Origin of the sequence: Mesorhizobium sp. NFR06 (assembly GCF_900115245.1) — a bacterium.
Lineage (GTDB): Bacteria > Pseudomonadota > Alphaproteobacteria > Rhizobiales > Rhizobiaceae > Mesorhizobium.
Genome location: NZ_FOVT01000002.1, coordinates 353,565 through 378,974, shown reverse-complemented (window position 1 = coordinate 378,974; position 25,410 = coordinate 353,565). Strand labels below are relative to the sequence as shown.

The window sequence follows — 25,410 nt, the reverse complement described above, 5'->3', positions numbered from 1 at the left end:
TACCGCGCCATGGTTAATGGCACGTTAAAACCTGCCTTGAAAACGGAAAACGGTAACGTCTTGACAATGAAAATCGGGCCGCGCTGGCGGCGCGGCCCGATGCGAAATATCTCGTTGGCGGTGAACGATCAGCCGCGGAAGAGCGACAGGATCGACTGCGACGAGCCGTTGGCGATCGACAGCGCCTGGACGCCGAGCTGCTGCTGGACCTGGAGGGCCTGCAGGCGGGTCGATTCCTTGTTCATGTCGGCGTCGACCAGAGCGCCGACACCCTTGTCGATCGAGTCGGAGAGGTTCGACAGGAAGCTCTTCTGCATATCGATGCGCGACTTGGCAGCGCCGAGTTCGGCCGCGCCACTGGCCATGGATTTGAGGCCAGCTTCCACGCCGGTCATCAGGTCATCGAAATCCGTGCTGTCCAGGGTTGCCGTCGACACGTCCAGAGTCAGGATCGAGACCGTGGCGGCGCCGGCACCGGTCGTGGTGAACGTTTTGTCGAGCGCGCCGGTTTTGGTGCCGGTGATCGAGTCTACGAGGCGCGTTTTGGAAAAAAGGACATCGAGCGTGCCCGTGGTCACCTTGCCCGTCGAGTCGCGGTTGTAGGAGGTCATGACCGTCAGCTTCGTGCTGGTCGTCGACGAGGAGTCGGTCTGCAGCAGGTTCGAGCCGGCATAGTTAGCGCCGCCGATGTTGTCCGTGAGCTGCGCCTGAAGGGACGCGATTTCGCTTTGGATCTTCGCACGATCGTCCGCGCTGGAAGTCTTGGCCAGCAGAACCTTCTGCTTGATCTGATCGACGACGTCGATGGCGGAGTTCATCGCGGTGTAGGCGGTGTCGACCTTGCCGGCGCCGAGGCCAAGCGCATCCTGCACGACCGAGTTCGCCTTGTTGTCGGAGCGCATGGTCGTCGCGATCGACCAGTAGGCGGCGTTGTCGGAAGCGGTCGCGACACGATAGCCGGTGGAAATGCGGGCCTGGGTGGTCTCGAGCTGCTTGTTGGTGTTGTTCAGGCTCTGCAGCGCGGTCAGCGCGGCGGAATTGGTCATGATACTGGCCATGGTACTCGTACCTTATTTTTACACGGATTTTTTTGACATACCGGCATGTCCGGTATGACGGTGCGGCATCATGCCAATGATCTCTGAAACCCGATCACCCGCCATCTGCGAGCAATATGCGGGCCAGTCCCTACCAAACAGCTAAATCGCAGGGTTAATCGAAAATATATTGCCTAAAATTCGAGCCAGCATGGCGCTGGGTCTTTTGCGGCGTCAGAGCAATTCCAGGAAAAGTGTCAAACGGTTTTCCGTCCGGAATTGCGTCAATGGAAGAAAGTAGAGCGGTTCGCCGTTGCCGCGAAACGGGGAACGCTCTACGTGAAGGAGCGCACCAGGCTGCCAACCAGAAGGTTCCAGCCGTCGATCAGCACGAAGAACAGGATCTTGAACGGCAGCGATACGACCGTCGGCGGCAGCATCATCATGCCCATGGCCATGGTGACGGTGGCGACGATCAGGTCGATGACGAGGAACGGCAAAACGATGAGGAAGCCGATCTCGAAGCCGCGCCGGATTTCCGAGATCATGAACGCAGGCACCAGGATGCGCAGGTCGACGGTCTCGCGCGAGACGGTCTGGCCGCGCTCGCGGGCGAGGTCGGCGAAGAGGTCGAAATCCTTGTCGCGCACATTGTGCAGCATGAAGTCGCGGAACGGGCCGGAGATCTTCTCGAACGCCTCGCCCTGGGTAATCTGGTTGTCCATCAGCGGCTTCACGCCGGTATTCCAGGCCTGGTCGAAAGTCGGCGCCATGACATAGAAGGTCATGAACAGCGACAGCGAGATCAGGATCAGGTTGGCCGGCGTCGACTGCAGGCCGATCCCGGCGCGCAGGATCGAGAAGGCGATGACGAAGCGGGTGAAGCTCGTCACCATGATGAGAAGCCCCGGCGCCACCGAAAGCACGGTGAGCAGGCCGAACATCTGGATCAGATAGCCGACGGTGGTGCCGTCGGCCTTGCCGATGCCGCCAAGATCGAGCTGCTGGGCCGCCGCGACGGACGTGGTGACGACGATGAGCGCCGTGGCTATGAGGAACTTTCTCATTCGAGCAGCATCGTCCTGACGAGAACCTGTTTGACGTGGCCGCCGCTGCGCAGCGCCGCGCGCTCGTCGAGATCGGCCTTGAGATGCTGGTAGCCGCTGGCGCCTTCGATCTGATGCAGCTTGATCGTGCGCACGTAAGCCAGCAGATCCTGGTGGATCTGCTCGGTCATCTCCGGCGGTTGGGGAGCATCGTAGAGCAGCGATGCCTCCAGCCGGATCCAGACCTCCGACGGCGATGCGAGATTGGTGGTTATCGGCGCCAGCTGAACCAGCGTCGGCCCGACGGCCTGTTTGCCAGCTTCGGCAGACTTTTCCGCGGTGCCGCCGTTTTCCAACGCCGCGGGCACCGGCGCCGGTGTTTCGCCTTGCTTGAGATAGCCGCCGGACACCCAGCCCATGCCAACGGCGGCAGCCGTCACGACCAGCAGCATGGCGAGCTGGATCACCAGTGAAGGGCCCTTCCTGGGCTGTGCCTGCTCGACATTCGCCACGGCTTCGCTCTCCCGGCCCTAGAAAGGAAGAACCTGATCGAGGATCTGCTGGCCATAGGCCGGCTGCTGGACCTCGCTCACGCGGCCACGGCCGCCATAGGAGATGCGTGCCTCGGCGATGCGCTCATAGGGGATGGTGTTCTCCGCGCCGATGTCGGACGGACGCACCATGCCGGCGATGGTGAGGACCCGAAGCTCGTAGTTGACACGGACCTCCTGCGAGCCCCTGATCATCAGATTGCCGTTGGGCAGGACATCGGTGACGACAGCCGCGACGTTGAGTTCGAGGTTTTCCGAGCGCTTGATCTCGCCGTCGGCGTTGGTCTCGGTGCTGGAGCTCAAGCCGGCGTCGCCCTTGCCGCTGGTGCTTCTGCCGTCCCATCCGAGCGTGACGTCATAGCCGAGCTTGCGGGCAGCTGTGCGGCTCCTGTCGTTCTGGTTCTTGAAGTTGGCTTTGTCGTTGAGCTTGATGTTGACGGTCAGGATGTCGCCGGCGCGCAGCGCGCGCGGATCGGTGAAGAGCCGGCTCTGGCGGTCATCCCACAGCGAGAATTTCCTGGGCCGCGCCGCCGGCGGCTCGGGGTAGCTGTAAGGGCCGGGACCGCCTTCGCCGATACCGGAACCAACCGGCGACAGAGCGGGCTCCCTGCCGATTTCCTTGAAATTGGTCCCGCAGCCGGACAGCGCCGCGGCAGAGACCAGAACGAGCACCTTCAACTTCATGACGGATCAACCCTTCGCGCCGCGCTGGCCATGATGCCGGTGAGCGTCGCCGCCGCCTTCTGGTCCATTTCGTTCAGGATGACGCCGGCCTTGCGCGAATCGAGCTTCATCAAAATGGCCGCCGCAAGCTCGGCATTGACCATTGCCAGCCGTTCGGCGGCGGCGTCCGGCTTCATGCCGGCATAGATCTTGACGACGCCGTCCTCCGCGCGCGCCAGGAACACTTCGCGGCGTTTCAGCCATTCTTCGTATTCGGCCCGCTTTGCCTCCAGCGCTTTCATGCGCTCGTCGATACCGGCCTGCAGCTGCTTCAATTCCTCGGCCTGAAGGGCGTAGCGACGGTCGCGCGCGGCGTCCGCGATGTTGGAGCAGAAGCGCTGGATCTCGCTTTCGTCAGGCGCCTTTTCGCCTGCGACCGCAGCCGGCTGAACAGGCTCCTTCACGCGTGAAAACTGGGCCGACTCGAGCGGCGCCTGTCCGCCGGGCAGAACCTGCCGAACTTCCTCCGCGCCGACAGTTGCGCTGCCAAGATACGCGGCAGTCGCCGCGGCGGCCATCATCGTGAGGAGGCGGCGTGTCTTGGGGGAGAGAAGTGCGGTCATCGGCTTGCCTATTGGAGAACCAGGTCGGCCTGCAGGGCGCCGGCCGATTTGATGCCCTGAAGGATGGCGATGATGCCGTCGGGCTTCACGCCGAGGCGGTTGAGGCCTGAAACGAGCGTCTCGAGGTCGGGGCCGTCGAGCACGGCAACGCGCGCGTCGGGCCGGCTCGCTTCGATGGCGGTGAAAGGCTCGATCGCGGTCCGGCCCCTGGAGAAGGGCTCCGGCTGGACCACCTTCGGCGCTTCGGTGATCCGCACGGTGAGGGTGCCATGGCTGATCGCCACGCGCGAGATCCTGACATTGCTGCCGATGACGATGGTTCCGGTACGCTCGTCGATGACGACGCGGGCAGGGGCGTCCGACTCGACGACCAGATTTTCGATCTCGGCATAGAAGCGTGCCGCGGAGACATTCTTCGGTCGCCTGATCTGCACGGTACGGGCATCGCGCTCCGCGGCGACCCGCACGCCGAAGCGTTGCGAGGTGTAGTCGTTGACGGCATCGGCGATGCGGATGGCGGTCGAGAAATCGGGATTGCGCAGTTGCAGCGTCAGCACGCTCTGATCATCGAACTCGGCCGGCACCGAGCGCTCGACGATGGCGCCGTTGGGCACACGGCCGGCGGTCGGCACGCCTTGCGTCAGCTGCTCGGCCTGGCCTTGGGCGGTGAAGCCGCCGACGATCACCGAGCCTTGACCGACGGCATAGATCTCGCCATCGGCCGCCTTCAACGGCGTCATCACCAGCGTGCCGCCGGCAAGCGAGGTGGCATCGCCCATCGAGGAGACGTCGATGTCGATGCGGCTGCCCGACTGGACGAAGGGCGGCATGTTGGCGGTGACGATGACCGCGGCCACGTTCTTGGCTCGCGCGCTGCCGCCTTCGGTGGCGATGCCGAGGTTCTCCAGCATGGCGCGGATCGATTGTTCGGTGAAGGGCGAGTTGCGCAGGCTGTCGCCGGTGCCGGCGAGGCCGATGACCAGGCCGTAGCCGACCAGCTGGTTGTCGCGCGCGCTCTGCAGCTGGGCGATGTCCTTGATGCGCGCGGCGACCTGGCCCGGCGGCAAGGTGCTTGGCCCGGTGGAAACGCGAAACATGCGCTGGGTGGTGGCAGGATCGTATTCGGGGTCGTCGTAGACGCCGCCGTTTTTCTGGGCCAGCTCGCGCTTGGCCTTGGGCGTCAGCCCATCCGCCAATGCTGGTTGAAGGCCGATGGCGGCGCTCAGCAGAAGGACAAGCACGCGCATCACGAAGCGCCGACCTTGATGGTGCCGTCGGCCATGACCGTGCCGGAAATGATCTTGCCGCTGTCGATGTTGCGGATCTTGATCTGGTCGCCGGCAGCACCCGGCTGCAGCGTGACGCCGGCCGCCGAAATGGTCAGCGCGCCGGCGGTGAAATAGACCTGCACGGAAGCTCCCTGCTCGACCAGCCAGGCGTCGCGGACGGCGGCGACGGGAATGTAGCGGCCGGGCAGCAGCGTGCGCTTGGCGACCTTGCCCGCGAGTTCCTCGGAGCTGGTCGCCATGCCATCCGGCTTGTGCTTGCCGGGGATTAGCGTCACCTGCTTGAGCGCAGCGGGCTCGATGGTCTCGCCGGGATAGATGACCCGGTTGGGGATCAGCACGGCCTCGCCGACAGCCCGGCCGGCGGCGATCTCGGTTGCCGAGTGACCGGAGGTCTCCTGCGCAAACGCCGGCATGCCGCCGGCCATCAGCGCGATGGCCAGCGCGGCGCGGCGGAATGCTTGGCAGGAGATCGGCATCGCCATCGTCCGTTATCTGATGTTCTTGGAGACCACCGAGGCCATGTCGTCGGCGGCCTGGATGACCTTGGAGTTCATTTCGTAAGCGCGCTGCGCCGAGATCAGCTCGGTGATTTCCTTCACCGGATCGACGTTGGATGATTCCAGATAGCCTTGCTGGATGGTGGCGAAGCCAGGATCGCCCGGAACGCCGACATTGGCCGGACCCGAAGCCGAGGTTTCCTGGAAGAGGTTGTCGCCGAGCGGCGCCAGGCCCGCCTCGTTGGCGAAGTTGACGATCTGGAGTTGGCCGAGCAGCTGAAGGTCGGTCTGGCCGTCGATGCGGGCAAAGACCTGGCCGGTCTTGTTGACGATCACCTCCACGGCGTTGGTCGGCACGGTAATCGCCGGAATGACGCTGGCGCCGTCGACGGTCACCAACTGGCCGGTGGCGTTGGTGTTGAAGGCGCCGGCGCGGGTGTAGAGCGTGCCGCCGTCGGCACCCTCGATCTGGAACCAGCCCCTGCCGGTCAGCGCCAGGTCGAAGCTGTTGCCGGTGCTGGTCAGTTCGCCTTGCGTGTGGACGTTGCGCACCGCCGTCGTCTTGACGCCGAGGCCGATCGAGACGCCTTCCGGCACCAGCGAGGTGTTGGAGCGGTTGGGCACCCCTTGAGTGCGGTCGACCTGATAGAGCAGGTCGGAGAATTCGGCCCGCGCCCGCTTATAACCGGTAGTGTTGATGTTGGCGATGTTGTTGGCGATGACTTCCAGATTCGTCTGCTGGGCGTTCATGCCGGTGGCGGCGATGGCGAGCGCTTTCATGATGCCGTCCTAGATATTCATGCGACTGATTTCGAGATAGGCCGAGACGACCTTGTCGCGGATGGCGATGGTCGTTTGCAGCGCCTGCTGGGCGCTCAGCACCGCATCGACAACCTGGCGCGTATCGGCATCGCCCTTCAGGGCCTGTATCGACATCTGTTCGGCGCCTTGCAGCGTGTTGACGGTCTTCGTCGCGGCATGGCTGAGAACTTCGGCGAAGGTGCTGCCGACGCTTTCGCTGGCCTGCGTTCCGACGCCGCCCTGCAGCAGACCCGGTGACGCCGACTCCGCTCCATCGACCGCCGTTTTGAATTGTATTGCCCCGATACCGCCGATCATTACTGGTTCCTCATCAGGTCGATGGTCATGGAAATCAGATCGCGAGCCTGCTTGATGACCTGCAGGTTGGCTTCATAGGAGCGGTTCGCCTCGCTCATGTCGGCCATTTCGACCAACGTGTTGACGTTGGGCATCTTGACGTACCCTTTGTCATTGGCGGCCTCGTTGCCGGGCTGGAATTCGATCGGGAAATCCGACGGATCGCGGGCGATCGAACTGACTTCCACCAGCGAGCCGCCGGTGGCGCGGTCGACCTCGGACTGGAAGGTGATCGTCTTGCGACGATAGGGATCGGCGCCGGGGGTGTTGCCGGTCGACTGGGCGTTGGCGAGGTTCTCCGAGACCACGCGCAGCCGCTCCGACTGGGCGCCAAGGCCGGATGCCGCGACTTTGAGGGCTGCTGTCAGCGCGTCCATGGTCAGCTCTTCACCACCATCGTCATCATCGAATGGAAAGCCTTGACGATCGCCGTGTTGAGCTCGAAAGAGCGGCGGACCTCGCCGGCCTTCATCAACTCCTGCTCGAGTACCACGGTGTTCTTCGACGGCATGATCGAACCGGTGGCCTCCTCCGGCTTGACGTTGAAGCCGGCATTGGCCGTTTCGGCGCCAAGATGGCCCGCCTGGGTGGCGGCAAGCGTCACCGCGGTCCGGTCGAGGACCTTCTCGAACGGCTCGACATCATTGGCCGTGTAGCCCGGCGTGTTGGCGTTGGCGATGTTGGAGGCAATCGCCGACTGGCGCACGGCCAGCCATTGCGACTGCCGCGTGGCGAGATCAAAAAGGTTTACGGGTTCCATGGGAATCTCCCGGGCAAGTGAGCACAAGACTAGGCGGCCAGTCTTGCGCGGACCTTGCGCGGGTCGGGCTACTGCGCCCGGTGCTGTTACTTCGAGAGCTGGATCACCTTTTCGGTGCTGGTGACGATCACCCACTTGCCGCCGCGCTGCTCGATCGAGGCGACGCGGCTGGAATCGGGTAGCACCGAGCCACGCTGGACGAGCCACAGACCGGTATCGTCCTCGATCATGGCGCGGCCATTAGCGACATGCACCATCTTGAATTCGGAAGGGGCGGCCGGGAAGGGCTGGTCGCCGGGTGGCGGCGCGGGATCGTCCTGCACCGTCCCGGTGGCAAGCAGGTCGATATCGGCATTGGGAATGTCCTTGGCCGTCAGCGGTCCACTGCGTTGGGCGACAATGCCACCGCCCTCGCGTCCGGAATTGCTGCCGCTGCCGCCGAATTTGATGGCCTGAACGCCGAACTGCTCCTGGTTGAAGAAGATGTACCAGGGAAACAATGCGCAGATCAGGCCGAGCGTAATGCCGAGCGCGGCGATGACGACATCGCTGCGGCGGTCGGAGCTCCTGTCGACGAGGCGCGGGAACTGGGCTTTTGGCGGCTGCGGCCACTCGGCGCGGGGAAAAAGTCCGTCGAGCAACGAATCGCGGCTGGCTTGCGCCACGTCGGCGGTCCCGGCCGATGTCCCGGGCGGTCGCGGCCTGGAGCTGCTCCTCAACAGCGCCGTCGCCTTCTCCGTCTTGGCGCGCGCGGCTTTGCTCCTGGCGACCCTTGCTTCATCGGCCAGGGCCTTCTCCGCCGCCTCGGCCTCGGCAAGCATCTCGCGCAACATGCGCTCGGTGTATTGGAGCTCAGTCTCCTTGATCGCCATTCAGCTTCCCCTTGAGATGGCGGGCGAGGTCGGCGAACGGATCGGCCGATGCGCGGTCCCTCGGCGATTGGGTGAGCGCCTCGTAAATCAGCGGCACCTGGCGCACCGCGACGTCGAGCTCGGCATCGGCGCCGCTTTGGTAGGCACCCAGCAGACGGATGTCGCGCGTATCCTCGAAGCGCGCGATCATCGACTTCAGCTTTGTCACCAGCATGCGCTGCTCCGCGCTCCAGGCCTTGTCGGCAAGGCGCGAGATCGACGACAGCGGATTGACCGGCGGGTAGCGACCCTGCTCGGCAAGCGCGCGGTCGAGCACGACGTGGCCGTCGAGGATGCCGCGCACCGAATCGGCCACCGGATCGTTGTGATCGTCGCCGTCGACCAGCACGGAAATGATGGCGGTGATGGAACCCTTTCCCTCGGCGCCCGGACCGGCCCGCTCGAGCAGCTTCGGCAGGTCGGTGAAGACCGAGGCCGGATAGCCGCGCGCAACCGGCGGCTCGCCGGTTCCCGTCGCGACCTCGCGCAGCGCGTGCGCAAAGCGGGTGATGGAATCCAGTACCAGCAGCACACGATGACCCTGGTCGCGGAAATGCTCGGCCACGCACATGGCGGTGTCGGGCGCGCGCCGGCGCATCATGGCGCTTTCGTCGCTGGTGGCGACGACGGCGACGGTCTTGGCCATGCTCTCGGCGCCGATCGTATCCTCGAGGAACTCACGCACCTCGCGGCCGCGCTCGCCGATCAGCACCACGACCACGGTATCGAAGGCCTCGGCGCCGGCGAGCATTGCAAGCAGAGTCGACTTGCCGACGCCGGAACCGGCGAAGATGCCGAGCCGCTGGCCGAAGCAGAGCGGCGTGAAGATGTCGATCACCCTGACGCCGGTGAGGAAGCCGGTGCCGACGCGCTGGCGCGACAGGGCGCCGGGCGTCACGCGGTCCGCGGCGCCTGCCGCATTGGACCTGATCAGCGGCGGGCCGCCGTCGATGGCGCGCGTCAAGGCGTCGATGGCGCGCCCGCGCCAGGAGAGATGCGGCGCGACCGCGAGCGGGCCACGGCGGAAGACGGCGTCGCCGATGCCGGCATCGGCGCTGCGCTCGAAGGGCGCGACCACCACCTCGTCGCTGCCGATCTTGATGATCTCGCCGCGTCGGGCGCCGGCCTTGCCGCGCTGCTCCACGATGTCGCCGAGCCTGGCAATTCCGGACAAGCCCCGAACCCTGTAATGCGTCGGCGATATCTCGGCGATGCGGCCGCCGCGCGACAGCAGCACCTGCGGATCGTCGAACCGCCGGCAGACGCGTTCGAGCGCGGCCAGCCTGTCCGTCCGTCCGGTATCCGCCGGGCTCTCGGAAGCGCGCAACAGGGACGGACCGGTCGTCATGCCGTCACTTCGAGCCGAGCGTCTTGATTGCATCGTCGGTGGAGGAATCGGTCTGCCGCATCAGCGCCGCCGTGTTCTCGAAAGCACGCTGAACCTGGATCAACCGGGTCATTTCCAGAACCGGGTTGACGTTCGACTCTTCCAGAAATCCCTGCGCGACACCGATGTCGGAACGATCGGCGACGGGTTCGGGAGTGCGCGCCGGAACGATGCCTGAATTGCCATAGCGGACAAAATTGTCGCCGGGGTCGAAATTGTAGAGGCCGATGGCTCCGACCAACTGATCGTTCTGCCTGAGCGAGCCGTCCGCGCCTGCCTTGGGCGGGCCGTTGCGCGGATCGAGCTGGATCGGCGCGCCGCCTCCGTCCAGCACCGGATAACCTTCGATCGACATCAATTCGCCGTTCTCGTTCATGGAGAACCGGCCGTCGCGCGTCATCACCATGCCGGCGGGCGTGTCGATGGCGAACCAGGCGTCCCCCTGGACGGCGAAGTCGAACGGGTTGCCGGTTTCGGACATCGCTCCATGCGCGCCCGAAAGATAGGTCTTGCCGGAGGAGGCGAAGGAAACCGACTTGGGACCCGTGCCGGAGACGACGTCCTCGAACTTCACGCCGGTGGCGCGAAAGCCGATGGTCGAGGCATTGGCGACGTTGTCGGCAATGGTGTCGAGACGACGCTCGAGCGCGATCTGCGAGGAGAGGGCGACGTAAAGACTGTCCGGCATAATCTTCTCAGGACTTCAGCTGCTGCATGGCCATCATCAGGTCGGTGGAGATGCCGACAGCGGTCGGCTGCGCGAAGAGCACGCTGACCGACGTCACGGCCGTCGAGGTCGGGTGGTTGATCTCGTACATGCTGGTGAAACGGGTCAGGAACTTGCCGAGTTTTGCGGGGTCGGTGAAATCCGCGATGTCGAGCTTCTGCTCGAACAACTGCGCCTGCTTGTCGATATCGGCGGTGGCGAAGGAATCGGGCAGGCCGAGCGCGGTACGCACGACGCTGGCGAGCGCGGTGTCGGCCAGCACGTCGTACCAGCTGGTGATGTCGGGCGCCTTGCGCTGGAAATAGAGCGCCAGCCGGACGCCCTCGTTGGTCTGGCCGGCATCCTCCTCCAGCGTCTGGCGCATGTATTTGTCGATGGTCGGCTGCTGCGCCGGATTGATGGTGGTGGCCGCTTCGCCGTACTGCTCGAAGTTGAAGGCGGCGGCGAGCCCGGCATAAGCCTTGTTGGTCATCTTGTTGGCGACACTGTCGGGGTCGCGAATGCCGCCGGTGAGGACACTGCGGATGAGATCCTTGCTCTGCTTGGACGGATCGAGCCCATAAGCGGAGAGGGCGTAATTGTACAACCGGCTGTTGGCCATCAGATCGTCGATGGATTTCACGTTCGTGACGTTCGCCAGGTAGTACGCAGTCTCCGACTTGATGTAGTCTGCATTGGGCGGGATCAGGCCAAGCGTCGACCCTGTCGTATAAATCTTCGGCGTGTCTTTCTGCACCGCGTCGCGCGACGTGGTCTGATCGCCATACTGGGCAAAGTTGAAGGCCGTGACGAAGTTGGCGTAGCGCTTATCGGTCAGCTTGTTCGCCGGGCTGTTGGGGTCGCTGACACCGCCCTCGAGCATGGTGCGGATCTGCAGTGGCGTTTCGGACGACGCATCCAGTCCGTAGGAAGCCATGGCGAAGGTGAGCAGGCGCTTGTTCGCCATGAGGTCGTCGATCGATTTCACCTTGGAAATGTTTGCCGCGTAATAATCGGCCTCGCCCTTGATGTAGTCGGCGCTAGGCTTGATCGACGTCAATCCGGCTCCGGCCACGTAGGCATTCGGCACCGCCAGCTGGACATCGTCGCGTGCGGTCGTCTGATCGCCATACTGGGCGAAGTTGAAGGCGGAGACGAAGTTAGCGTAGCTCTTGTCGGTCAGCTTGTTGGCGGGACTGTTGGGATCGCTGACGCCGCCTTCAAGCATCGCCTTGACGGTCGCTGCCGGTTCGGTTTGGGCGTCGAGCCCGAATGCGGCCATCGCATATGTCAGCAGGCGGCTGTCCCCCATCAGGTCATCGATCGATTTAACCTTGGAGATGTTGGTGACGTAATAGGCGGTTTCGCTCTGGTAGTAGGAGAGCCCCGCCTGCGCGGCGCCGATCTGGACCTGCAGCGCGTAATTGTTGGTCACCAGTTGTTGCGCCTTATTGTAGACGGTTGTATCGGCGCCGTTGGCGGCGAAATTGAAAGCGCTGACGAACTGGGCGTAGCGCTTGTCGGTCAGCTTGTTGGCGAAACTGTCCGGATCGGAAACACCTTCCTTGAGCGCCTTGACCATGAAGGCCTTGGCGTAGTCCATGTCCTCCAGCCCGTAGGCCTTCATGGCGTATTTGAACAGGCGGTCGTTGTTGACGAAATCGTCGATCGATTTCACCTTGGTGATGTTGGCCAGATAATATTGGGTCTCGCGATCGACCGTTGGCTGTTGCTCGATGCGATCGATCGATTTGGTGATGTCTTTGGCAATCAACTGATAGCTGGTGTAGGTATCGAGCAAGGACGCGCCTCCGGCCGAAGCTATTCCAGAACAATAGCGTCACTTCCTTGCGCGAAGCTGAATCGCGTCCGCTGCCTTCGATTCAAGCCTCACACAAGGCACGAAGGATATCCCTGATCCACGACGTGACATGCGGAAGGACCTGTCGTGGGCATTCTGATCGGACTTGTGGTGACGCTCGGCTGCGTCCTCGGCGGCTTCATGGCCATGGGCGGCCATCTGCATGTGTTGCTGCAGCCATGGGAAGCCGTGGTGATCTGCGGCGCCGCGCTCGGCACCTTCCTCGTCGCCAACCCGATGAAGACGGTCAAGGACACCGGCAAGGGCATTCTCGAGGCCTTCAAGCAGGCCGTGCCGAAGGAGCGCGACTACCTCGAGACACTGGGCGTGCTGCACAGCCTGATGCGCGAATTGCGCTCCAAGTCGCGCAGCGAGGTCGAGGCGCATATCGACAATCCGGAAGAGTCAGCCATCTTCCAGGCTTTCCCGACGGTGCTGAAGAACCACGATCTTACGAACTTCATCTGCGACTACTGCCGCATCATCATCATCGGCAATGCCCGCTCGCATGAGATCGAGGCGCTGATGGACGAAGAGATCCAGACGATCCGCACCGACAAGCTGAAGGCCTATCACGCAATGGTCGCGGTCGGCGATGGCCTGCCGGCGCTCGGCATCGTCGCGGCCGTGCTCGGCGTCGTGAAGGCTATGGGCGCGCTGGACCAGTCGCCGGAAATCCTCGGCGGCCTGATCGGTGCGGCACTCGTCGGCACCTTCCTTGGCATCTTCCTATCCTATGCCGTGGTCGGCCCGGTCGCCACCAAGATCAAGACGGTGCGCGAAAAGAAGAACCGCCTTTACATCATCGTCAAGCAGACGCTGCTTGCGTACATGAACGGCGCCTTGCCGCAGGTGGCGATCGAGTTCGGCCGCAAGACCATATCCTCCTACGAGCGTCCGACGATCGATGCCGTGGAGCAGAGCACCATGAATGCCGGCGCCGCCGAGAAGAAGGCGGCCTGAGCATGCGGTATCTCAGACAGGGCCGCTTGCCGTCATGACAAGTCCCGCCAGTCCTTCGCAAACCCGGGCCTTGATCATCGAGCGTCTCGTCGGCGACAGCGGCGAGGCAGCGCAGGTGATCGGCGTCGGGCGCGGCATGGCCGAGCGGGCGCTGCCGCTGCTGCAGAAGGCGCTTGCAGGCGAGCTCGGCGCGCCGGTTACGGTCGATCTGCAGGCGGTGGAAGTCAGCCGCGTTCCCGAGGCGCGCGCGCGCGCCGGCGACGCTTTCGCGCTGACCATTGTCGGCTCGCCGACCTCGGCCGACGCCATGACGCTGGTGATGGATGCGCAAGCGGTCGCCGTGATGGTGAGCGCGCTGTTCGGCGGCGACCCCGACCAGCCGGTGGCGCCGATCGAGCGCGACCTGTCGCAGATCGAAGCCGACGTCGCGACCACCGTGTTCCAGGAAGTCGCGACGGCGCTCAACGGATCCGGCAGACGCTCCCTGGATTTGCGTCTGCCGGTGTTGAGGGCAACGTCGGGCGGCGAGGCAAGGCGTCGCGTGCTGCGCGACGGCGCCGCGGTCCGCATCGTATTCGGCGTCTCCACGCCGACCGATACCGGAACGATCACGGTCATGATTCCACAGCGCATTCTTCTGTCGACACGTGGCGCGACCGCCAAGACCGACGAAGGCGAGGCCGACGCATTCGGCTGGCGGGCCCGCTTCTCCGAAGAGGTGATGCGCTCGACCGTCCGGCTCGAGGCGACGATGCCGCTCGCCAGGCTGACGCTCGGCGACCTCGCCGCGTTCGAACCCGGCCAGGTGATCGAATTCGAGGAGAACGCGCAGCTCAACGCCAAGCTCAGCGCTCGCGACAAAACACTGTTTGTCTGCGCGTTCGGCAAGCTGGGGCAGAACTACACCGTCCGCATCAGCCACCCGCATGATGCCGGGCAGGATTTCATCGACGGACTGATGCCGGGCTGACGCCAGGCCCAGGATTCATGGAGACGACAGATGGCAAAAACCAAGGTGGAAGCCGAACCCGACCAGCCCGACGAACAACTTGACCGCGCCATCGAGGAACTGCGCGGCGTGCTGCGGGAAGAGGAAAATCGCCCGGATGCCGCCCTTCAGTCGGGTGCCAATTCCTCGATCATCATGACCATTCCGGTCGACGTGCAGATCATCCTCGGCAGCACGGAGATGCCGGTGTCGGAGCTGATGGCATTGCAGAAGGGCTCCACGGTCGCCCTCAATCGCCGCATAGGCGAGCCCGTCGACGTGGTGGTCAACGGCCGCAAGATCGCGCGCGGCGAGATCACCGTGCTGGAAAGCGATCCGACGCGGTTCGGCATCAAGCTCACCGAGATCATCGCCGCGGCAAGGAGCGCCTGAGGATGGCGAGCGGGCGGCAGCGAGGGCAACAGGCATGACGACGGCATTGGCGCTCACGCGCCCGCAAAAGGCGGCGGCCATTCTGGTGGCCATGGGCAAGCCTGCGGCCAGCCGGCTGCTCAAATTCTTCAAGCAGGATGAACTCAAAGCGCTCATCGAGGGCGCGCGCCTGTTGCGCACGATTCCGCAGGCCGATCTGGAGCGCATCGTCGCCGAGTTCGAAGCCGAGTTCACCGAGGGTGCGGGCCTGCTCGATTCAGCCGATCGGATGGATACGATCCTCAACGAATCGCTGTCGCCCGAGGAGATGAGCGCCATCATGGGCGACAAGAAGTTCGAGCCGGTTTCGGAAGGACCTGCGCCGATATGGCCGGATCTCGAGAAGCTCGAGCCGGCACGGCTTGGCACCTTCCTCGCCAGCGAGCATCCACAGACGTCGGCCATGGTTTTGTCGAAGCTCGCGCCACAGATAGCGGCCAATGTGCTGCTCACCATGGAGAAGCCGATGCGCAGCCAGATCATCAAGCGCATGGTGACGATGGCGAGCATTCCGGACGCGGCATCCCGCATCGTCGAGAACCAGCTGCGCGCAACCGTCCTGTCGCAGAAGACGAGCAGGGACACCTCGGCCGGCCAGGAACGCGTCGCCAGCGTGCTCAACGAAATGGCGAAGCCGGAACTGGACGACCTCATGCAGGACCTGGAAGAAGCCGGCACGCCCGATCTCGCCGGCGTCAGGTCGCGGCTGTTCGCCTTCGACGATCTGCCGCTGCTGCCGCAGAAAGCCCGGGTTCTGCTGTTCGACGGGCTTTCGACGGAGCTCGTCACGCTGGCGCTGCGCGGCGCCGCGCCGGAACTCGCCGAATCGGCGCTATCGGCGATCGGCGCGCGCTCTCGCCGCATGATCGAATCCGAACTCGGACAAGGATCGGAAGGCATTGCGCTTGCCGACATCATGGCGGCACGCAAGAGCATATCGGTCGCCGCCATCCGGCTGTCGCGCGAAGGGGCTTTCGCACTGCCTTCGACGCAGATCGCCACCGCCGAAGCCGCCTGACGATAATCGCCCGGTCAGGACGCCATGGCTGAAGCCGTCGACAAAGAATCCAAAACCGAGGAAGCCACAGAAAAGAAGATCCGCGACACGATCGAGCAGGGCAAGCTGCCCCATTCGCGTGAGACCGCGATCTTTGCGTCCTTCCTCGCCATACTGGTCTTCGCGGTCTTCTACGCCAAGGACGCGGTTGTCGATCTCGGCATGTTTCTGTCGACGTTCCTGGAAAAGCCGGAAGCCTGGCCGATGGACAGCGAGACCGATGTCATCTCGCTTTATCAGCAGGTGATGGCCGAGATCGGCCGCGCTGTCGTCAGCCTGCTGGTGTTGCTGACGGTCGCCGGCATCGGCGCCTCGATTTTCCAGAACATGCCGCAAATCGTCGGCGAACGGATCAGGCCGCAGCTGTCGCGCATCTCGATCGTCAAGGGCTGGAGCCGCATGTTCGGCATGCAGGGATGGGTCGAATTCCTGAAGTCGCTGGCCAAGCTCGGCTTCGCGATTGCTGTCCTGACCTTCACGCTCTCGCAAGACCATCGCAAGCTGCTCGCCGGCATGATCACCAACCCAGTCTCCTTTGGCTTGGTCATACGCGGCATCTTCGTCGACATATTGGTGGCGATCGTCTTCGTCATGGGGCTGATCGCGGTGGTCGACATCGTCTGGTCGCGGTTCCACTGGCGGCGCGACCTGCGCATGACCAAGCAGGAGGTCAAGGACGAGATGAAGCAGTCGGAAGGCGATCCGATCGTCAAGTCGCGGCTGCGCTCGCTAGCGCGCGACCGGGCGCGCAGACGCATGATGACGGCGGTGCCGCGCGCGACGCTGGTGATCGCCAATCCGACGCACTATTCGATCGCGCTGAAATATGTGCGCGAGGAGGATTCCGCTCCGATCGTGCTGGCAAAGGGACAGGATCTGGTGGCGCTCAAGATCCGCGAGATCGCCAGGGAGAACAATATCCCGATCTTCGAGGACGTGGCGCTTGCGCGCTCCATGTACAAGCAAGTTTCAGTTGATAGCGTGATCCCGTCGCAATTCTACCAGGCGGTCGCCGAGTTGGTGCGGATCGTCTACTCGAAGAAGGCCGCGCGCAAAGCAACCCAATGAACGGACGCCGCTAATCCATGGACCGGCAACCACACGCCAACTCCCGCGAGCTGATCGTCGCCAGCGCCATCGAGCCTGTGGTGGGCGAATTGAGGCTCATCGACGTTGCCGATTATATCGCCTTCATCCGGCTCGAGCATTTCGCCTGCCTGTCGGACCTGGTGGATTCGGCCGCCGAGCTTTACTTCCGGCCGGGCACGCTCAGGCTCGGCCATGGCGGCGAGGCGCATGTCGACTGGAGCGGCAACCCGCGCATCGTGCTCGATCTGGAATTGCGGCCGCGTGGCGTCACGGTCTATTTCCAGCTGACGCTGACCGAGGACGGGGCGTCCGTGGTGGTCAACTACGTGTCGTTCGAGAAGCCCGGCGAGACGCCCGAGCACAACACGGCCTTGCTCGAGGACGCGACCGAAGAGGCGCGTATCCGCCGGACCGAGCCGCTCGCTTTTTGATTACAGCGGCCCCGAAACGTTCAAAGCGCCACGCTGGAGTAGTTCCTGGATTGCTCTAAAGTGCATCGCGCGAAAACGGATTCAGGCGCCGCGCTTTAAGTCTCTGTTTTGATGCATGTCGTTCTCCCAAAACCGCTGCGCACTTTGGGCGATGCATTAGCGCTGTTATTCGATCAGGCCGAGCCGCAAAGCCTTGGCGACGGCCTGGTTGCGGTTGACCGCGTTGAGCTTCTGCGTCGATTGGGTGAGATACTGGTTGGCGGTATGCACCGACAGTTTCAGGAGTTTCGCGATCTCTTCGCTGGTGTTGCCGTTGGCGGTCAGTTTCAGGCATTCGAGCTCGCGCTTGGAGATCGAGCGCATCCGGCCGGTGTCGCTGGGGCGGATGCGGGCGACCGCCGCGAAAAGCGCGAAAGAGCGGGCGTGGATCTCGCAGAGCGTGTCGTCGGACAGCGCGATCTCCGACCCCAGGAAGACGACCAGCCCGCATTGACCGCGATCGGCATGCACGGGAAGGGCGATGCCGTTGGTGCCTGGCGCCAGCGGCGCGGTCGGCTCGGCCCAGGCGAGCGACTGGAAGATCTGTCGCGACCCCGCGTTGCCGTCGTCGGCCCACCAGCGCGGCGCCGTCGAGATGCGGCTGTGGCGCACCACGTCCTCGCCATTGGCGCCGGAGATGAATTTGGTCGCGACCGCGGTGCCGGGGTAGTCGGAATCGAAACACGCGACCAGGCGCGCGCGCTCGGGCGAGGGGCTGACGAAATAGAGGCCGAAGGCCGAGGCGTTGATATCGACCGCGATCCAGCGGCAACGCCGCACGGCATCCGGAATGGTGACCGCGTGATGGGTCTCCGAGCCGAGCGAGAAGGCGCCGAACGGATTGCGCTGATCGTTGAAAAGGGCCGCGGCGGCCTCTTTGACCTGTGCGTGCTTCAAATGATGCCGCTCCTGATCGCCGTCGCGATCGCCATCGCGCGGTTGCTGGCCGCGAACTTCTGGATGGCGTGCGTGATGTAGCTGTTGACGGTGTTCGACGAGACGCCGAGGATGAGGGCCACCTCGTCGGTGGTCTTGCCTTCCGAAACCCAGAACAGGCATTCGCGCTCGCGGTCCGACAGCGGATCCTGCATGGATGCCGCCGCGATCAGCTGCGGAATACTGGAAAGCGCATAGCAGCATTTGAGCTGCGCCTTCATCAGGGCGGTCAGATCGATCTTGTCCGCCTCGGCGGCCGAGAACAGCACGAACAGGCGCTGCCGGCCGACATTGAGCCGCAACGAATAGATTTCGGCGTGACCGAGCACGTCGAGCAGGCGGGCTTCTTCGCCGGTCAGCAATGCACCTGCGTCAGGTGCGTGCGCCGCCACCAACGGGCTTGGGCGGACCCCGGGAGCCACGGTCAAGGGACCCAGCGCCAGGTTGGCGATCAGCCTTTTGCCGATCAGCTCGATGGCATCGAAGATCCAGTTCGAGGAAACGATGCGCGCATCGTTGCGATCCTGGTCATGCACGATGGCGACCAGCATGTAGCTGTCGGCGCCGATATCGGCGGCAAGCTGCATGAAGAAACTGGTCAGATCGCCGCGCGACGTCAGGCGCGAGCCTGAAGCATCGGGTTGGAGAAGCGCGGCGGGACTGCTCATTTGTATTGTTGGATTCTTGCCGGAATCGATCCTTGTGCCCGGTGCTGGCGAAGCCAACGGCCGGACCCGAAACGCGTCACGTTTACGAAGACACACCCACGGGCGCGAACGGCGCCCAACCGCGCCGAATCCCTCTAGGGAACGCGAAACCGTCCGCGTCTGGTACCGGCCTGGCGCCGGAACTTGAGACTTTGGGTGGTCGCCGCGCCCCCCATGGACCGGCTGATTCGGGTCTAATCTACCCGCAGATGAATCCGACATCAAACGCGATTTGACAAAATTGAATCTAACGGACTCGCGCCGCGACTCAGCGGCCCGTCTTCGCGTTGCCGGCGATGATTTCGACGTAGAATTGAACCGTTGATTTCCCGGTAGGGACGCAAAAAAATACGCCCCCGGTTGTACCCGAGAGCGTATGTCCTTCGACCGGACGTGGCTTAGCGTTCCTCGAACCCCGTCAGCACGCCGACGGCGTTGAGGCCGATCTCTTCCACCGCGTAGCCGCCTTCCATCACGAACAATGTCGGCAGGCCGAGCTTGGCGATGCGGCGGCCGATCTTTGGGTAATCCTCACTCTTAAGCTTGAACTGGCTGATCGGGTCCTTCTCGAAAGTGTCGACGCCGAGCGAGACGACGACCACGTCGGGGGCGTAGGCCGCGAGCCTGGCGCAGGCGTCCTCCAGCGACGCGTTCCAGCCGTCCCAGCTGGTGCCGAAGGGCATCGGGTAATTGACGTTGAAGCCCTCGCCGTCGCCTTCGCCGCGCTCGTCGGCATGGCCGAGGAAGAACGGATATTCGACCATCGGATCGCCGTGCAGGTTGAGCACCTGGACGTCGCCGCGGCGGTAGAAGATCTCCTGCGTGCCGTTGCCGTGGTGGTAATCGACATCGAGGATCGAGACGCGTTTGGCGCCCTGGTCGCGGAACCATTGCGCAACGACCGCGGCGTTGTTGATGAAGCAATATCCGCCCATGAAGGCCGCGCCGGCATGGTGGCCGGGCGGGCGGCAGAGTGCGAAGGCGGCGCGCTCGCCGCCCTTGACCAGGGCAGCGCCCGTCAACGCGACGTCATAGGAAGACTTGATTGCCGCCCAGGTGCCCTCGACGAAGGTCGCGCCGGCATCGAAGGAGTAATAGCCGAGCAGGGCATCGACGCGCTTCGGCGGCACGTCGCCGCGCAGGCCGCGCGTTGGCCAGGTGAAGCCCATGGCCGATCCCTTGAAACCGGCGGCGACCCATTCAGGCCACACCGTCGGCAGGAAATCGATGTAGCCGGCATCATGCACGCGCTTGGCGGCGGCGAGGTCGTGTTCGACCGGTCCGATGATCGGCCCGAGCTTCTCGCTCTCCACCCGCGCCTTTATGAATTCGGCTCGCGACGGCTTCTCGAAACCCGGCACGATCGCCGACGTGACCAGTTCCATCTGCCCGGCATGGCCGGCGTGGAGAGGAGAGAAAACTGTCTTCATTTTGGGAGTTGGCTCGCTCTTCGGGTTCAGGTTTCGGTGGGTCTCGAACAGCGTTGTGGCAGAGGTTTCCGACGCCGCCAAGAGGCATCGCAAATTGTTGTCTGAGGCCAGCATGGGACGGCTTGCCAGACGCCAATACTCTGCTAGCCTAGGCACAAAGGGGAGAAAATGATGCCGCAAACGGCCGATCTGATCGTCGAGAACGCCAGCATATTGACGATTGATCCGGATACCCCTCGCGCACAGGCCATTGCCGTCAAAGGCGACCGGATAATTGCGATCGCAGATCGCGATGGTGTGCGTGACTACAAAGGCCCCGGCACGCGCGTCGTCGATGCCCAGGGCGGCTCGGTGCTGCCAGGCTTCATCGAAGCGCATATGCATCTCTTCGGCGGCGCGGCCGAGCTCGACAACCTGCATTTGGCCGGCGTGCACGGCTTCGACGCGCTGCGCGACGCGATCCAGGATTTCGCGGCGAAGCGTCCGGACGCCGGGCTTCTGATCGGCGCCGGCGTCGATTATGCCATCCTGCCGGAGCCGGTGACGCGGCATGATCTCGATCGCATCATTCCTGATCGGCCTTTCGCCATGTCGGCTTCCGATCACCACACGATGTGGGCGAATACCAAGGCGTTGGAAGAGGCCGGGCTACTGCACGGCAGGCAGGTCGGCCAGGGCAACGAGGTCGTCATGGGCAAGGACGGTCTTGCCGCCGGCGAGTTGCGCGAGGGCGAGGCCTTCGGGCCGGTCCTCGATCACTACGGGGCGAACCGGACGCGGCTCGGCCTCGAGGGTGCCGAGCCGGATCCGTATCCTTCCGCCAAGGAACTGGCAGCCGATCGCGACCTGATGCATCGCGGCCTGCAATGGTGCGCCAGGCACGGCATCACCTCGATTCATAATATGGACGGCAATCTCTACCAGCTCGAGCTGCTGGCCGGGCTGGAAAAAGAGGGGCGACTGCTTTGTCGCACCAAGATCCCGTTCCACTTCAAGAATTTCATGAAACTGGACATGCTGGAAAAAGCCTCGCGGATGGCCGCGAGCTACAATTCCGAGTGGCTGTCGTCCGGCATGGTCAAGGTCTTCTATGACGGCGTGCTGGATTCCTGGACGGCGGTGATGGTCGACGACTATGCCGACCGGCCCGGATGGCGCGGCGAGCCGCTGTTTTCGCCGGAGCATTTCGCCGAAGTAGCGGTCGAGGCTGACAAGCGCGGGCTGCAGATCGCGGTGCATTCGATCGGCGACGGCGCCGTGCGGGCCGTGCTCGACGGCTACCAGGCGGCGTTGAAGAAGAACGGCAGGCGCGACAGCCGGCACCGCATCGAGCATATCGAGGTCACTACGCCTTCCGACGTGCCCCGCTTCGCCGAACTCGGCGTGCTGGCGTCGATGCAGCCGGCGCATCCGCCGGGCGCGCTGAACTTCCCGCTGGAGCCGACGATCTCGCGCATCGGCCGCGACAAATGGCCGTTAAGCTATGCCTGGCGCACGCTGAAAAACGCCGGCGCGCGCGTGGTGTTCGCGTCCGACTGGCCGGTTTCGCCGGTCGATCCGATCCTGTCCATCCAGGCGGCAGTCATGCGCAAACCTTGGGCAGAAGGAATGCCGGACCAGAGCTTCTCATTGCAGGAAGCCATTGAGGGCTACACGGCCGAGGGCGCTTATGCCGAGTTCATGGAGCACCGCAAGGGTCGCCTCAAGACCGGCTACCTCGCCGATATCGTCGTTTTGTCGGCCGACATCGAGGCGACGTCGCCGGAAGCGTTGCACACCGTTCAGCCGGTCACCACCATCTGTGGGGGGAAGATCACCTACCAAGCCTAACGATGGCATAGGAATTGCTTAATTGAACTAGGGGTCCAAATCGAGTCACTGCTGCGCAGTTGCCAAGCCGCTGGCTTATGGCGACAATCAACCAGGAACACACCTGCCGCCAAGAGCAGGCTCTCTCAATGGGGTAATCGTGCCGGAACAGCCGGGTAAGAACGCGATCGAAGTTCGCGGTGTTCGCAAGGTTTTTGGAGCTGGCGAAAACCAGGTAGCCGCTCTCGACACGGTGTCGGTGTCGATCCGCGAGAACGAGTTTTTCACACTGCTCGGCCCGTCCGGATGCGGGAAGACGACCCTGCTGAGATTGATTGCCGGCTTCGATTTTCCGACCGCCGGCGAGATCCTGCTGCACGGCCAGGACATCGCCCCGCTGCCGCCCTACAAACGCCCGGTCAACACGGTCTTCCAGAGCTACGCGCTGTTCCCGCACATGACGGTGGCGCAGAATATCGGCTTCGGGCTGGAAATGCTCGGCAAGCCGAAGGCGGAGACCGAGGCGCGTGTCGCCCAGATGCTGAAGCTGGTCAAGATGGAGGCCTTGAAGGCGCGCCGCACCAGCCAGATTTCGGGCGGCCAGCAGCAGCGCGTGGCGCTGGCCCGGGCGCTTGCTCCGCAGCCGAAGGTGCTTTTGCTCGACGAGCCTTTGTCGGCGCTGGACTACAAGCTGCGCAAGGAAATGCAGATCGAATTGAAGCGGCTGCAGCACGAGACCGGCATCACCTTCATCTTCGTCACGCATGACCAGGAGGAAGCGCTGACCATGTCCGACCGCATCGCCGTAATGTCGGCCGGCAAGATCCTGCAGGTCGGCACGCCGCGCGACATCTACGAACGGCCGGCTGAACGCTTCGTCGCCGACTTCATCGGCGAGACGAATTTCCTGCCCGGCACGGTGGTGTCGAAGCAGGCCGGCGTGGCGACGGTCAAGTTCGCCAGCAACGCGACGATCGCCGCGGGCTATCCGGAAGGCTTCGATCCGACCGGCGAGGTGACGCTGGTGGTGCGACCCGAGCACGCCGATCTGGTGCCCGATCCGGCCAAGGGCACGATCGCCGGCACACTCTCCAACATCGTCTATTTCGGCACCGACACCCACTATCATGTGAAGCTCGACGGCGGCGAAAACTTCATCGTGCGCCACCAGAACAGCCGTTCGAGCCCGGTGACCTTCGGAACCGGCGCCAAGGTGGGCATCCAGTTCGAGGAGGACGCCGCGCGCGTCCTGAAAGACTGATGACGATAGCCACGCTCTCCCCAACCGCGCCCTCCCAAGTCACGCCCTCCAAGGCGGCCCTGTTCGAAGCCAGGGCGGTGAAGGCCGGCGCGCGGCGCAACAGACTGCTGTCATTGCCGGCGCTGGTCATCATCGGCATTTTCGGCGTGCTGCCGCTCATCATCATCTGCGTCTACTCGTTCCTCGTCGCCGCGCCCTATGGCGGCGTGCAATGGCAGTTCTCGACCGACGCCTATCTGAACTTCCTGTTCCAGCGCGACATTTTCGACGACACGCTGCAGTTCACACCGGACTTCCTGATCATCTACCTGCGATCGTTCCTGTTCGCGGTGGTGACGACGGTGATCTGCCTGCTGCTCGGCTTTCCGACCGCCTATTTCATGGCGACGCGGCCGCCGGCGCAGCGCAACTGGTGGGTGCTCTTGATCACCATTCCATTCTGGTCGAACCTGCTTGTGCGCACGCTGGCGATCATGTTCATCATTCGCGACGAGGGCCTGATCAACGACGCGCTGCTGGCGCTTGGCGTGATCGATAAGCCGATCACGATGCTCTACACCAACTTCGCCATCCAGCTCGGCCTGCTTTACGCTTTCCTGCCGTTCATGGTGCTGCCGCTCTATTCCAGCCTGGAGAAACTCGACTTCCGGCTGATCGAGGCGGCATGTGATCTTTATGCGACGCGCCGGCAGGTGCTGTGGCGGGTGATCATCCCGCTGTCCAAGCCCGGCATCATCGCCGGCTGCCTGCTCGTCTTCATCCCGGCGCTGGGCGCCTATGTGACACCGCTGATCCTGGGCGGCGGCGTGCACCTGATGATCGGTGACCTCATCGCGCAACAATTCGGCTCGGGACGCAACTGGCCGCTCGGCTGTGCGCAAGCGCTGATCCTGATGGCGGCGGTGCTGGTGGCGCTTTTCTTCTATGTCCGCAACACCTCGGGGAAGGTGCAGCATGGCTGACGCGCGCACCATGGACATCAAGGACCAGCCGGGCTTCCGCACCATCGCCGTCATTTGCCTGCTGGTGCTCTATGTGCCGGTGCTGATCCTGATGATCTTCTCGCTGAACAGCGGCTCGCTGGTCACGCATTGGGAAGGCGTCACGCTCAACTGGTATGGCAGCGCGCTGCTCAACGAGGAGTTCCATAGCGCCGCGAAGAACACGCTGATCATCTCGGTGACCGCGACGATCGTTTCGACCATCTGCGCGACGCTGGCGGCGATCGGCATGACCAGGGTCAAGCCATGGCGCGGGCTGGCCGCGGCCTTCATGGTCATCAACCTGCCGCTGATGGTGCCGGAGATCATCACGGCGGTGGCGACGCTCTCCTTCTTCGCGCTGATCGCCGGCACGTTCGGGCTGAATTTCGGCATCGGCAATCTGATCCTCGCCCACACCGTGTTCTGCATCCCCTTCGCCTATATGCCGGTCAGGGCGCGGCTGGAGGACATGGACCTGACGCTGGAATATGCGGCTGCGGACCTCTACGCGACACCGTGGAACGCCTTCAGGCGCATCACGCTGCCGCTGCTGGTTCCCGGCGTCATGTCGGGCGCGGCACTCGCCTTCATCGTCTCCTTCGACGATTTCACCATCACGCAGCTTGTCGCCGGTCCCGGCCAGACGACGCTGCCCCTCTACATCTGGAACCAGATCAGGCGACCGATGACGCCGGAGATCAACGCCATCTCCACAATTCTGCTTATGGTGTCGATCCTGTTCGTCTCGATCTCGTTCCTGATCGCGCGGCGACGCGCAAAATGACTCGAGAGCTCC

28 protein-coding genes are annotated in these 25,410 nt (G+C 63.7%); 10 read left to right on the top strand and 18 right to left on the bottom strand.

Translation table 11 applies throughout. The features are described 5' to 3' along the window. Window positions 1–128: 128 nt before the first annotated feature. The 15 genes from F3H96_RS05990 to F3H96_RS05920 form a co-directional block, all read right to left on the bottom strand. Entirely contained in the window at window positions 129–1,058 is a 930-nt protein-coding gene (locus tag F3H96_RS05990; RefSeq protein ID WP_149791005.1) for a flagellin, read from the bottom strand. Window positions 1,059–1,372: 314 nt separating this feature from the next. Continuing rightward, the gene (fliP, locus tag F3H96_RS05985) at window positions 1,373–2,104 is read right to left on the bottom strand and encodes a flagellar type III secretion system pore protein FliP (RefSeq protein WP_095766375.1); all 732 of its coding nucleotides are present in this window, start codon (window positions 2,102–2,104) and stop codon (window positions 1,373–1,375) included. After that, a complete protein-coding gene (locus F3H96_RS05980; protein ID WP_149791004.1) occupies window positions 2,101–2,595 on the bottom strand; it encodes a flagellar basal body-associated FliL family protein in 495 nt (164 codons plus the stop codon). Before F3H96_RS05980 ends, fliP begins: the two co-directional genes overlap by 4 nt. 18 nt (window positions 2,596–2,613) lie before the next feature. Further along, window positions 2,614–3,318 carry a flagellar basal body L-ring protein FlgH gene (gene flgH / locus F3H96_RS05975; protein WP_149791003.1) on the bottom strand — a complete coding sequence of 235 codons (705 nt, stop codon included), beginning with the start codon at window positions 3,316–3,318 and terminating at the stop codon, window positions 2,614–2,616. Continuing rightward, window positions 3,315–3,920 carry a MotE family protein gene (locus F3H96_RS05970; protein ID WP_149791002.1) on the bottom strand — a complete coding sequence of 202 codons (606 nt, stop codon included), beginning with the start codon at window positions 3,918–3,920 and terminating at the stop codon, window positions 3,315–3,317. Before F3H96_RS05970 ends, flgH begins: the two co-directional genes overlap by 4 nt. Before the next feature lie 8 nt (window positions 3,921–3,928). Further along, window positions 3,929–5,017: a flagellar basal body P-ring protein FlgI gene (locus F3H96_RS05965; RefSeq protein WP_244619925.1), complete on the bottom strand. Its 1,089-nt coding sequence runs from the start codon at window positions 5,015–5,017 to the stop codon at window positions 3,929–3,931. Window positions 5,018–5,166: 149 nt separating this feature from the next. Then, complete coding sequence (flgA, locus tag F3H96_RS05960) at window positions 5,167–5,691, bottom strand: flagellar basal body P-ring formation chaperone FlgA (protein WP_149791000.1); 525 nt, start codon at window positions 5,689–5,691, stop codon at window positions 5,167–5,169. Window positions 5,692–5,697: 6 nt separating this feature from the next. Beyond that, window positions 5,698–6,486, bottom strand: a complete 789-nt coding sequence (gene flgG, locus F3H96_RS05955) for a flagellar basal-body rod protein FlgG (RefSeq protein WP_149790999.1) — start codon at window positions 6,484–6,486, stop codon at window positions 5,698–5,700. A gap of 9 nt (window positions 6,487–6,495) precedes the next feature. Further along, complete coding sequence (locus F3H96_RS05950) at window positions 6,496–6,825, bottom strand: flagellar hook-basal body complex protein FliE (RefSeq protein ID WP_149790998.1); 330 nt, start codon at window positions 6,823–6,825, stop codon at window positions 6,496–6,498. Then, window positions 6,825–7,241 carry a flagellar basal body rod protein FlgC gene (gene flgC / locus F3H96_RS05945; protein ID WP_149790997.1) on the bottom strand — a complete coding sequence of 139 codons (417 nt, stop codon included), beginning with the start codon at window positions 7,239–7,241 and terminating at the stop codon, window positions 6,825–6,827. The genes F3H96_RS05950 and flgC overlap by 1 nt, the downstream gene beginning before the upstream one ends. A 2-nt stretch (window positions 7,242–7,243) precedes the next feature. Beyond that, entirely contained in the window at window positions 7,244–7,624 is a 381-nt protein-coding gene (gene flgB / locus F3H96_RS05940) for a flagellar basal body rod protein FlgB (protein WP_149790996.1), read from the bottom strand. A gap of 86 nt (window positions 7,625–7,710) precedes the next feature. Beyond that, complete coding sequence (locus F3H96_RS05935; protein WP_149790995.1) at window positions 7,711–8,496, bottom strand: hypothetical protein; 786 nt, start codon at window positions 8,494–8,496, stop codon at window positions 7,711–7,713. Beyond that, entirely contained in the window at window positions 8,477–9,883 is a 1,407-nt protein-coding gene (gene fliI / locus F3H96_RS05930; RefSeq protein WP_149790994.1) for a flagellar protein export ATPase FliI, read from the bottom strand. Before fliI ends, F3H96_RS05935 begins: the two co-directional genes overlap by 20 nt. Before the next feature lie 4 nt (window positions 9,884–9,887). After that, window positions 9,888–10,610, bottom strand: coding sequence for a flagellar basal-body rod protein FlgF (flgF, locus tag F3H96_RS05925; protein WP_149790993.1), 723 nt, complete (start codon window positions 10,608–10,610; stop codon window positions 9,888–9,890). A 7-nt stretch (window positions 10,611–10,617) separates the two neighbouring features. Continuing rightward, complete coding sequence (locus F3H96_RS05920; RefSeq protein ID WP_149790992.1) at window positions 10,618–12,429, bottom strand: DUF1217 domain-containing protein; 1,812 nt, start codon at window positions 12,427–12,429, stop codon at window positions 10,618–10,620. Between the two features lie 147 nt (window positions 12,430–12,576). Between F3H96_RS05920 and motA the strand changes: the two genes are divergently transcribed. The 6 genes from motA (at window position 12,577) to F3H96_RS05890 (ending at window position 17,449) form a co-directional block, all read left to right on the top strand. Continuing rightward, window positions 12,577–13,452, top strand: a complete 876-nt coding sequence (motA, locus tag F3H96_RS05915) for a flagellar motor stator protein MotA (RefSeq protein WP_112096303.1) — start codon at window positions 12,577–12,579, stop codon at window positions 13,450–13,452. Window positions 13,453–13,522: 70 nt separating this feature from the next. Next, complete coding sequence (locus tag F3H96_RS05910; RefSeq protein ID WP_244619915.1) at window positions 13,523–14,422, top strand: FliM/FliN family flagellar motor switch protein; 900 nt, start codon at window positions 13,523–13,525, stop codon at window positions 14,420–14,422. Between the two features lie 30 nt (window positions 14,423–14,452). Then, window positions 14,453–14,833 (top strand): flagellar motor switch protein FliN, encoded by a 381-nt coding sequence (gene fliN / locus F3H96_RS05905; protein WP_149790990.1) that lies wholly within the window; start codon window positions 14,453–14,455, stop codon window positions 14,831–14,833. 34 nt (window positions 14,834–14,867) lie between these two features. Then, the gene (locus F3H96_RS05900) at window positions 14,868–15,890 is read left to right on the top strand and encodes a flagellar motor switch protein FliG (protein WP_149790989.1); all 1,023 of its coding nucleotides are present in this window, start codon (window positions 14,868–14,870) and stop codon (window positions 15,888–15,890) included. A 24-nt stretch (window positions 15,891–15,914) separates the two neighbouring features. Beyond that, entirely contained in the window at window positions 15,915–16,997 is a 1,083-nt protein-coding gene (flhB, locus tag F3H96_RS05895) for a flagellar biosynthesis protein FlhB (protein ID WP_149790988.1), read from the top strand. A 17-nt stretch (window positions 16,998–17,014) separates the two neighbouring features. Continuing rightward, the gene (locus F3H96_RS05890; protein WP_149790987.1) at window positions 17,015–17,449 is read left to right on the top strand and encodes a hypothetical protein; all 435 of its coding nucleotides are present in this window, start codon (window positions 17,015–17,017) and stop codon (window positions 17,447–17,449) included. Between the two features lie 165 nt (window positions 17,450–17,614). Here the strand turns inward: F3H96_RS05890 and F3H96_RS05885 are convergent, their stop codons facing one another. The 3 genes from F3H96_RS05885 to F3H96_RS05875 all read right to left on the bottom strand — a co-directional run bounded on the left by F3H96_RS05885 (window position 17,615) and on the right by F3H96_RS05875 (window position 20,561). Then, the gene (locus F3H96_RS05885) at window positions 17,615–18,385 is read right to left on the bottom strand and encodes a helix-turn-helix transcriptional regulator (RefSeq protein ID WP_149790986.1); all 771 of its coding nucleotides are present in this window, start codon (window positions 18,383–18,385) and stop codon (window positions 17,615–17,617) included. Then, complete coding sequence (locus F3H96_RS05880; protein WP_149790985.1) at window positions 18,382–19,092, bottom strand: helix-turn-helix transcriptional regulator; 711 nt, start codon at window positions 19,090–19,092, stop codon at window positions 18,382–18,384. Before F3H96_RS05880 ends, F3H96_RS05885 begins: the two co-directional genes overlap by 4 nt. A gap of 437 nt (window positions 19,093–19,529) precedes the next feature. After that, entirely contained in the window at window positions 19,530–20,561 is a 1,032-nt protein-coding gene (locus F3H96_RS05875; protein ID WP_149790984.1) for a histone deacetylase family protein, read from the bottom strand. Between the two features lie 171 nt (window positions 20,562–20,732). Here F3H96_RS05875 and F3H96_RS05870 point away from each other — a divergent pair, with 171 nt between their 5' ends. The 4 genes from F3H96_RS05870 (at window position 20,733) to F3H96_RS05855 (ending at window position 25,398) form a co-directional block, all read left to right on the top strand. After that, entirely contained in the window at window positions 20,733–22,391 is a 1,659-nt protein-coding gene (locus F3H96_RS05870) for an amidohydrolase (RefSeq protein ID WP_149791172.1), read from the top strand. 139 nt (window positions 22,392–22,530) lie between these two features. Continuing rightward, a complete protein-coding gene (locus tag F3H96_RS05865; protein ID WP_149790983.1) occupies window positions 22,531–23,631 on the top strand; it encodes an ABC transporter ATP-binding protein in 1,101 nt (366 codons plus the stop codon). Continuing rightward, window positions 23,631–24,593, top strand: a complete 963-nt coding sequence (locus F3H96_RS05860) for an ABC transporter permease (protein WP_149790982.1) — start codon at window positions 23,631–23,633, stop codon at window positions 24,591–24,593. Before F3H96_RS05865 ends, F3H96_RS05860 begins: the two co-directional genes overlap by 1 nt. Further along, entirely contained in the window at window positions 24,586–25,398 is an 813-nt protein-coding gene (locus tag F3H96_RS05855) for an ABC transporter permease (protein ID WP_149790981.1), read from the top strand. Before F3H96_RS05860 ends, F3H96_RS05855 begins: the two co-directional genes overlap by 8 nt. The last annotated feature ends 12 nt before the right edge of the window (window positions 25,399–25,410 follow it).

What these genes read in the sequence shown, in the direction of transcription:
- F3H96_RS05990 (WP_149791005.1), bottom strand. Translation starts at nt 1,058, where the DNA reads ATGGCCAGTATCATGACCAATTCCGCCGCGCTGACCGCGCTGCAGAGC.
- fliP (WP_095766375.1), bottom strand. Translation starts at nt 2,104, where the DNA reads ATGAGAAAGTTCCTCATAGCCACGGCGCTCATCGTCGTCACCACGTCC.
- flgH (WP_149791003.1), bottom strand. Translation starts at nt 3,318, where the DNA reads ATGAAGTTGAAGGTGCTCGTTCTGGTCTCTGCCGCGGCGCTGTCCGGC.
- F3H96_RS05970 (WP_149791002.1), bottom strand. Translation starts at nt 3,920, where the DNA reads ATGACCGCACTTCTCTCCCCCAAGACACGCCGCCTCCTCACGATGATG.
- F3H96_RS05965 (WP_244619925.1), bottom strand. Translation starts at nt 5,017, where the DNA reads ATGTTTCGCGTTTCCACCGGGCCAAGCACCTTGCCGCCGGGCCAGGTC.
- flgA (WP_149791000.1), bottom strand. Translation starts at nt 5,691, where the DNA reads ATGGCGATGCCGATCTCCTGCCAAGCATTCCGCCGCGCCGCGCTGGCC.
- flgG (WP_149790999.1), bottom strand. Translation starts at nt 6,486, where the DNA reads ATGAAAGCGCTCGCCATCGCCGCCACCGGCATGAACGCCCAGCAGACG.
- F3H96_RS05950 (WP_149790998.1), bottom strand. Translation starts at nt 6,825, where the DNA reads ATGATCGGCGGTATCGGGGCAATACAATTCAAAACGGCGGTCGATGGA.
- flgC (WP_149790997.1), bottom strand. Translation starts at nt 7,241, where the DNA reads ATGGACGCGCTGACAGCAGCCCTCAAAGTCGCGGCATCCGGCCTTGGC.
- flgB (WP_149790996.1), bottom strand. Translation starts at nt 7,624, where the DNA reads ATGGAACCCGTAAACCTTTTTGATCTCGCCACGCGGCAGTCGCAATGG.
- F3H96_RS05935 (WP_149790995.1), bottom strand. Translation starts at nt 8,496, where the DNA reads ATGGCGATCAAGGAGACTGAGCTCCAATACACCGAGCGCATGTTGCGC.
- fliI (WP_149790994.1), bottom strand. Translation starts at nt 9,883, where the DNA reads ATGACGACCGGTCCGTCCCTGTTGCGCGCTTCCGAGAGCCCGGCGGAT.
- flgF (WP_149790993.1), bottom strand. Translation starts at nt 10,610, where the DNA reads ATGCCGGACAGTCTTTACGTCGCCCTCTCCTCGCAGATCGCGCTCGAG.
- fliN (WP_149790990.1), top strand. Translation starts at nt 14,453, where the DNA reads ATGGCAAAAACCAAGGTGGAAGCCGAACCCGACCAGCCCGACGAACAA.
- F3H96_RS05900 (WP_149790989.1), top strand. Translation starts at nt 14,868, where the DNA reads ATGACGACGGCATTGGCGCTCACGCGCCCGCAAAAGGCGGCGGCCATT.
- flhB (WP_149790988.1), top strand. Translation starts at nt 15,915, where the DNA reads ATGGCTGAAGCCGTCGACAAAGAATCCAAAACCGAGGAAGCCACAGAA.
- F3H96_RS05890 (WP_149790987.1), top strand. Translation starts at nt 17,015, where the DNA reads ATGGACCGGCAACCACACGCCAACTCCCGCGAGCTGATCGTCGCCAGC.
- F3H96_RS05880 (WP_149790985.1), bottom strand. Translation starts at nt 19,092, where the DNA reads ATGAGCAGTCCCGCCGCGCTTCTCCAACCCGATGCTTCAGGCTCGCGC.
- F3H96_RS05875 (WP_149790984.1), bottom strand. Translation starts at nt 20,561, where the DNA reads ATGAAGACAGTTTTCTCTCCTCTCCACGCCGGCCATGCCGGGCAGATG.
- F3H96_RS05870 (WP_149791172.1), top strand. Translation starts at nt 20,733, where the DNA reads ATGCCGCAAACGGCCGATCTGATCGTCGAGAACGCCAGCATATTGACG.
- F3H96_RS05860 (WP_149790982.1), top strand. Translation starts at nt 23,631, where the DNA reads ATGACGATAGCCACGCTCTCCCCAACCGCGCCCTCCCAAGTCACGCCC.
- F3H96_RS05855 (WP_149790981.1), top strand. Translation starts at nt 24,586, where the DNA reads ATGGCTGACGCGCGCACCATGGACATCAAGGACCAGCCGGGCTTCCGC.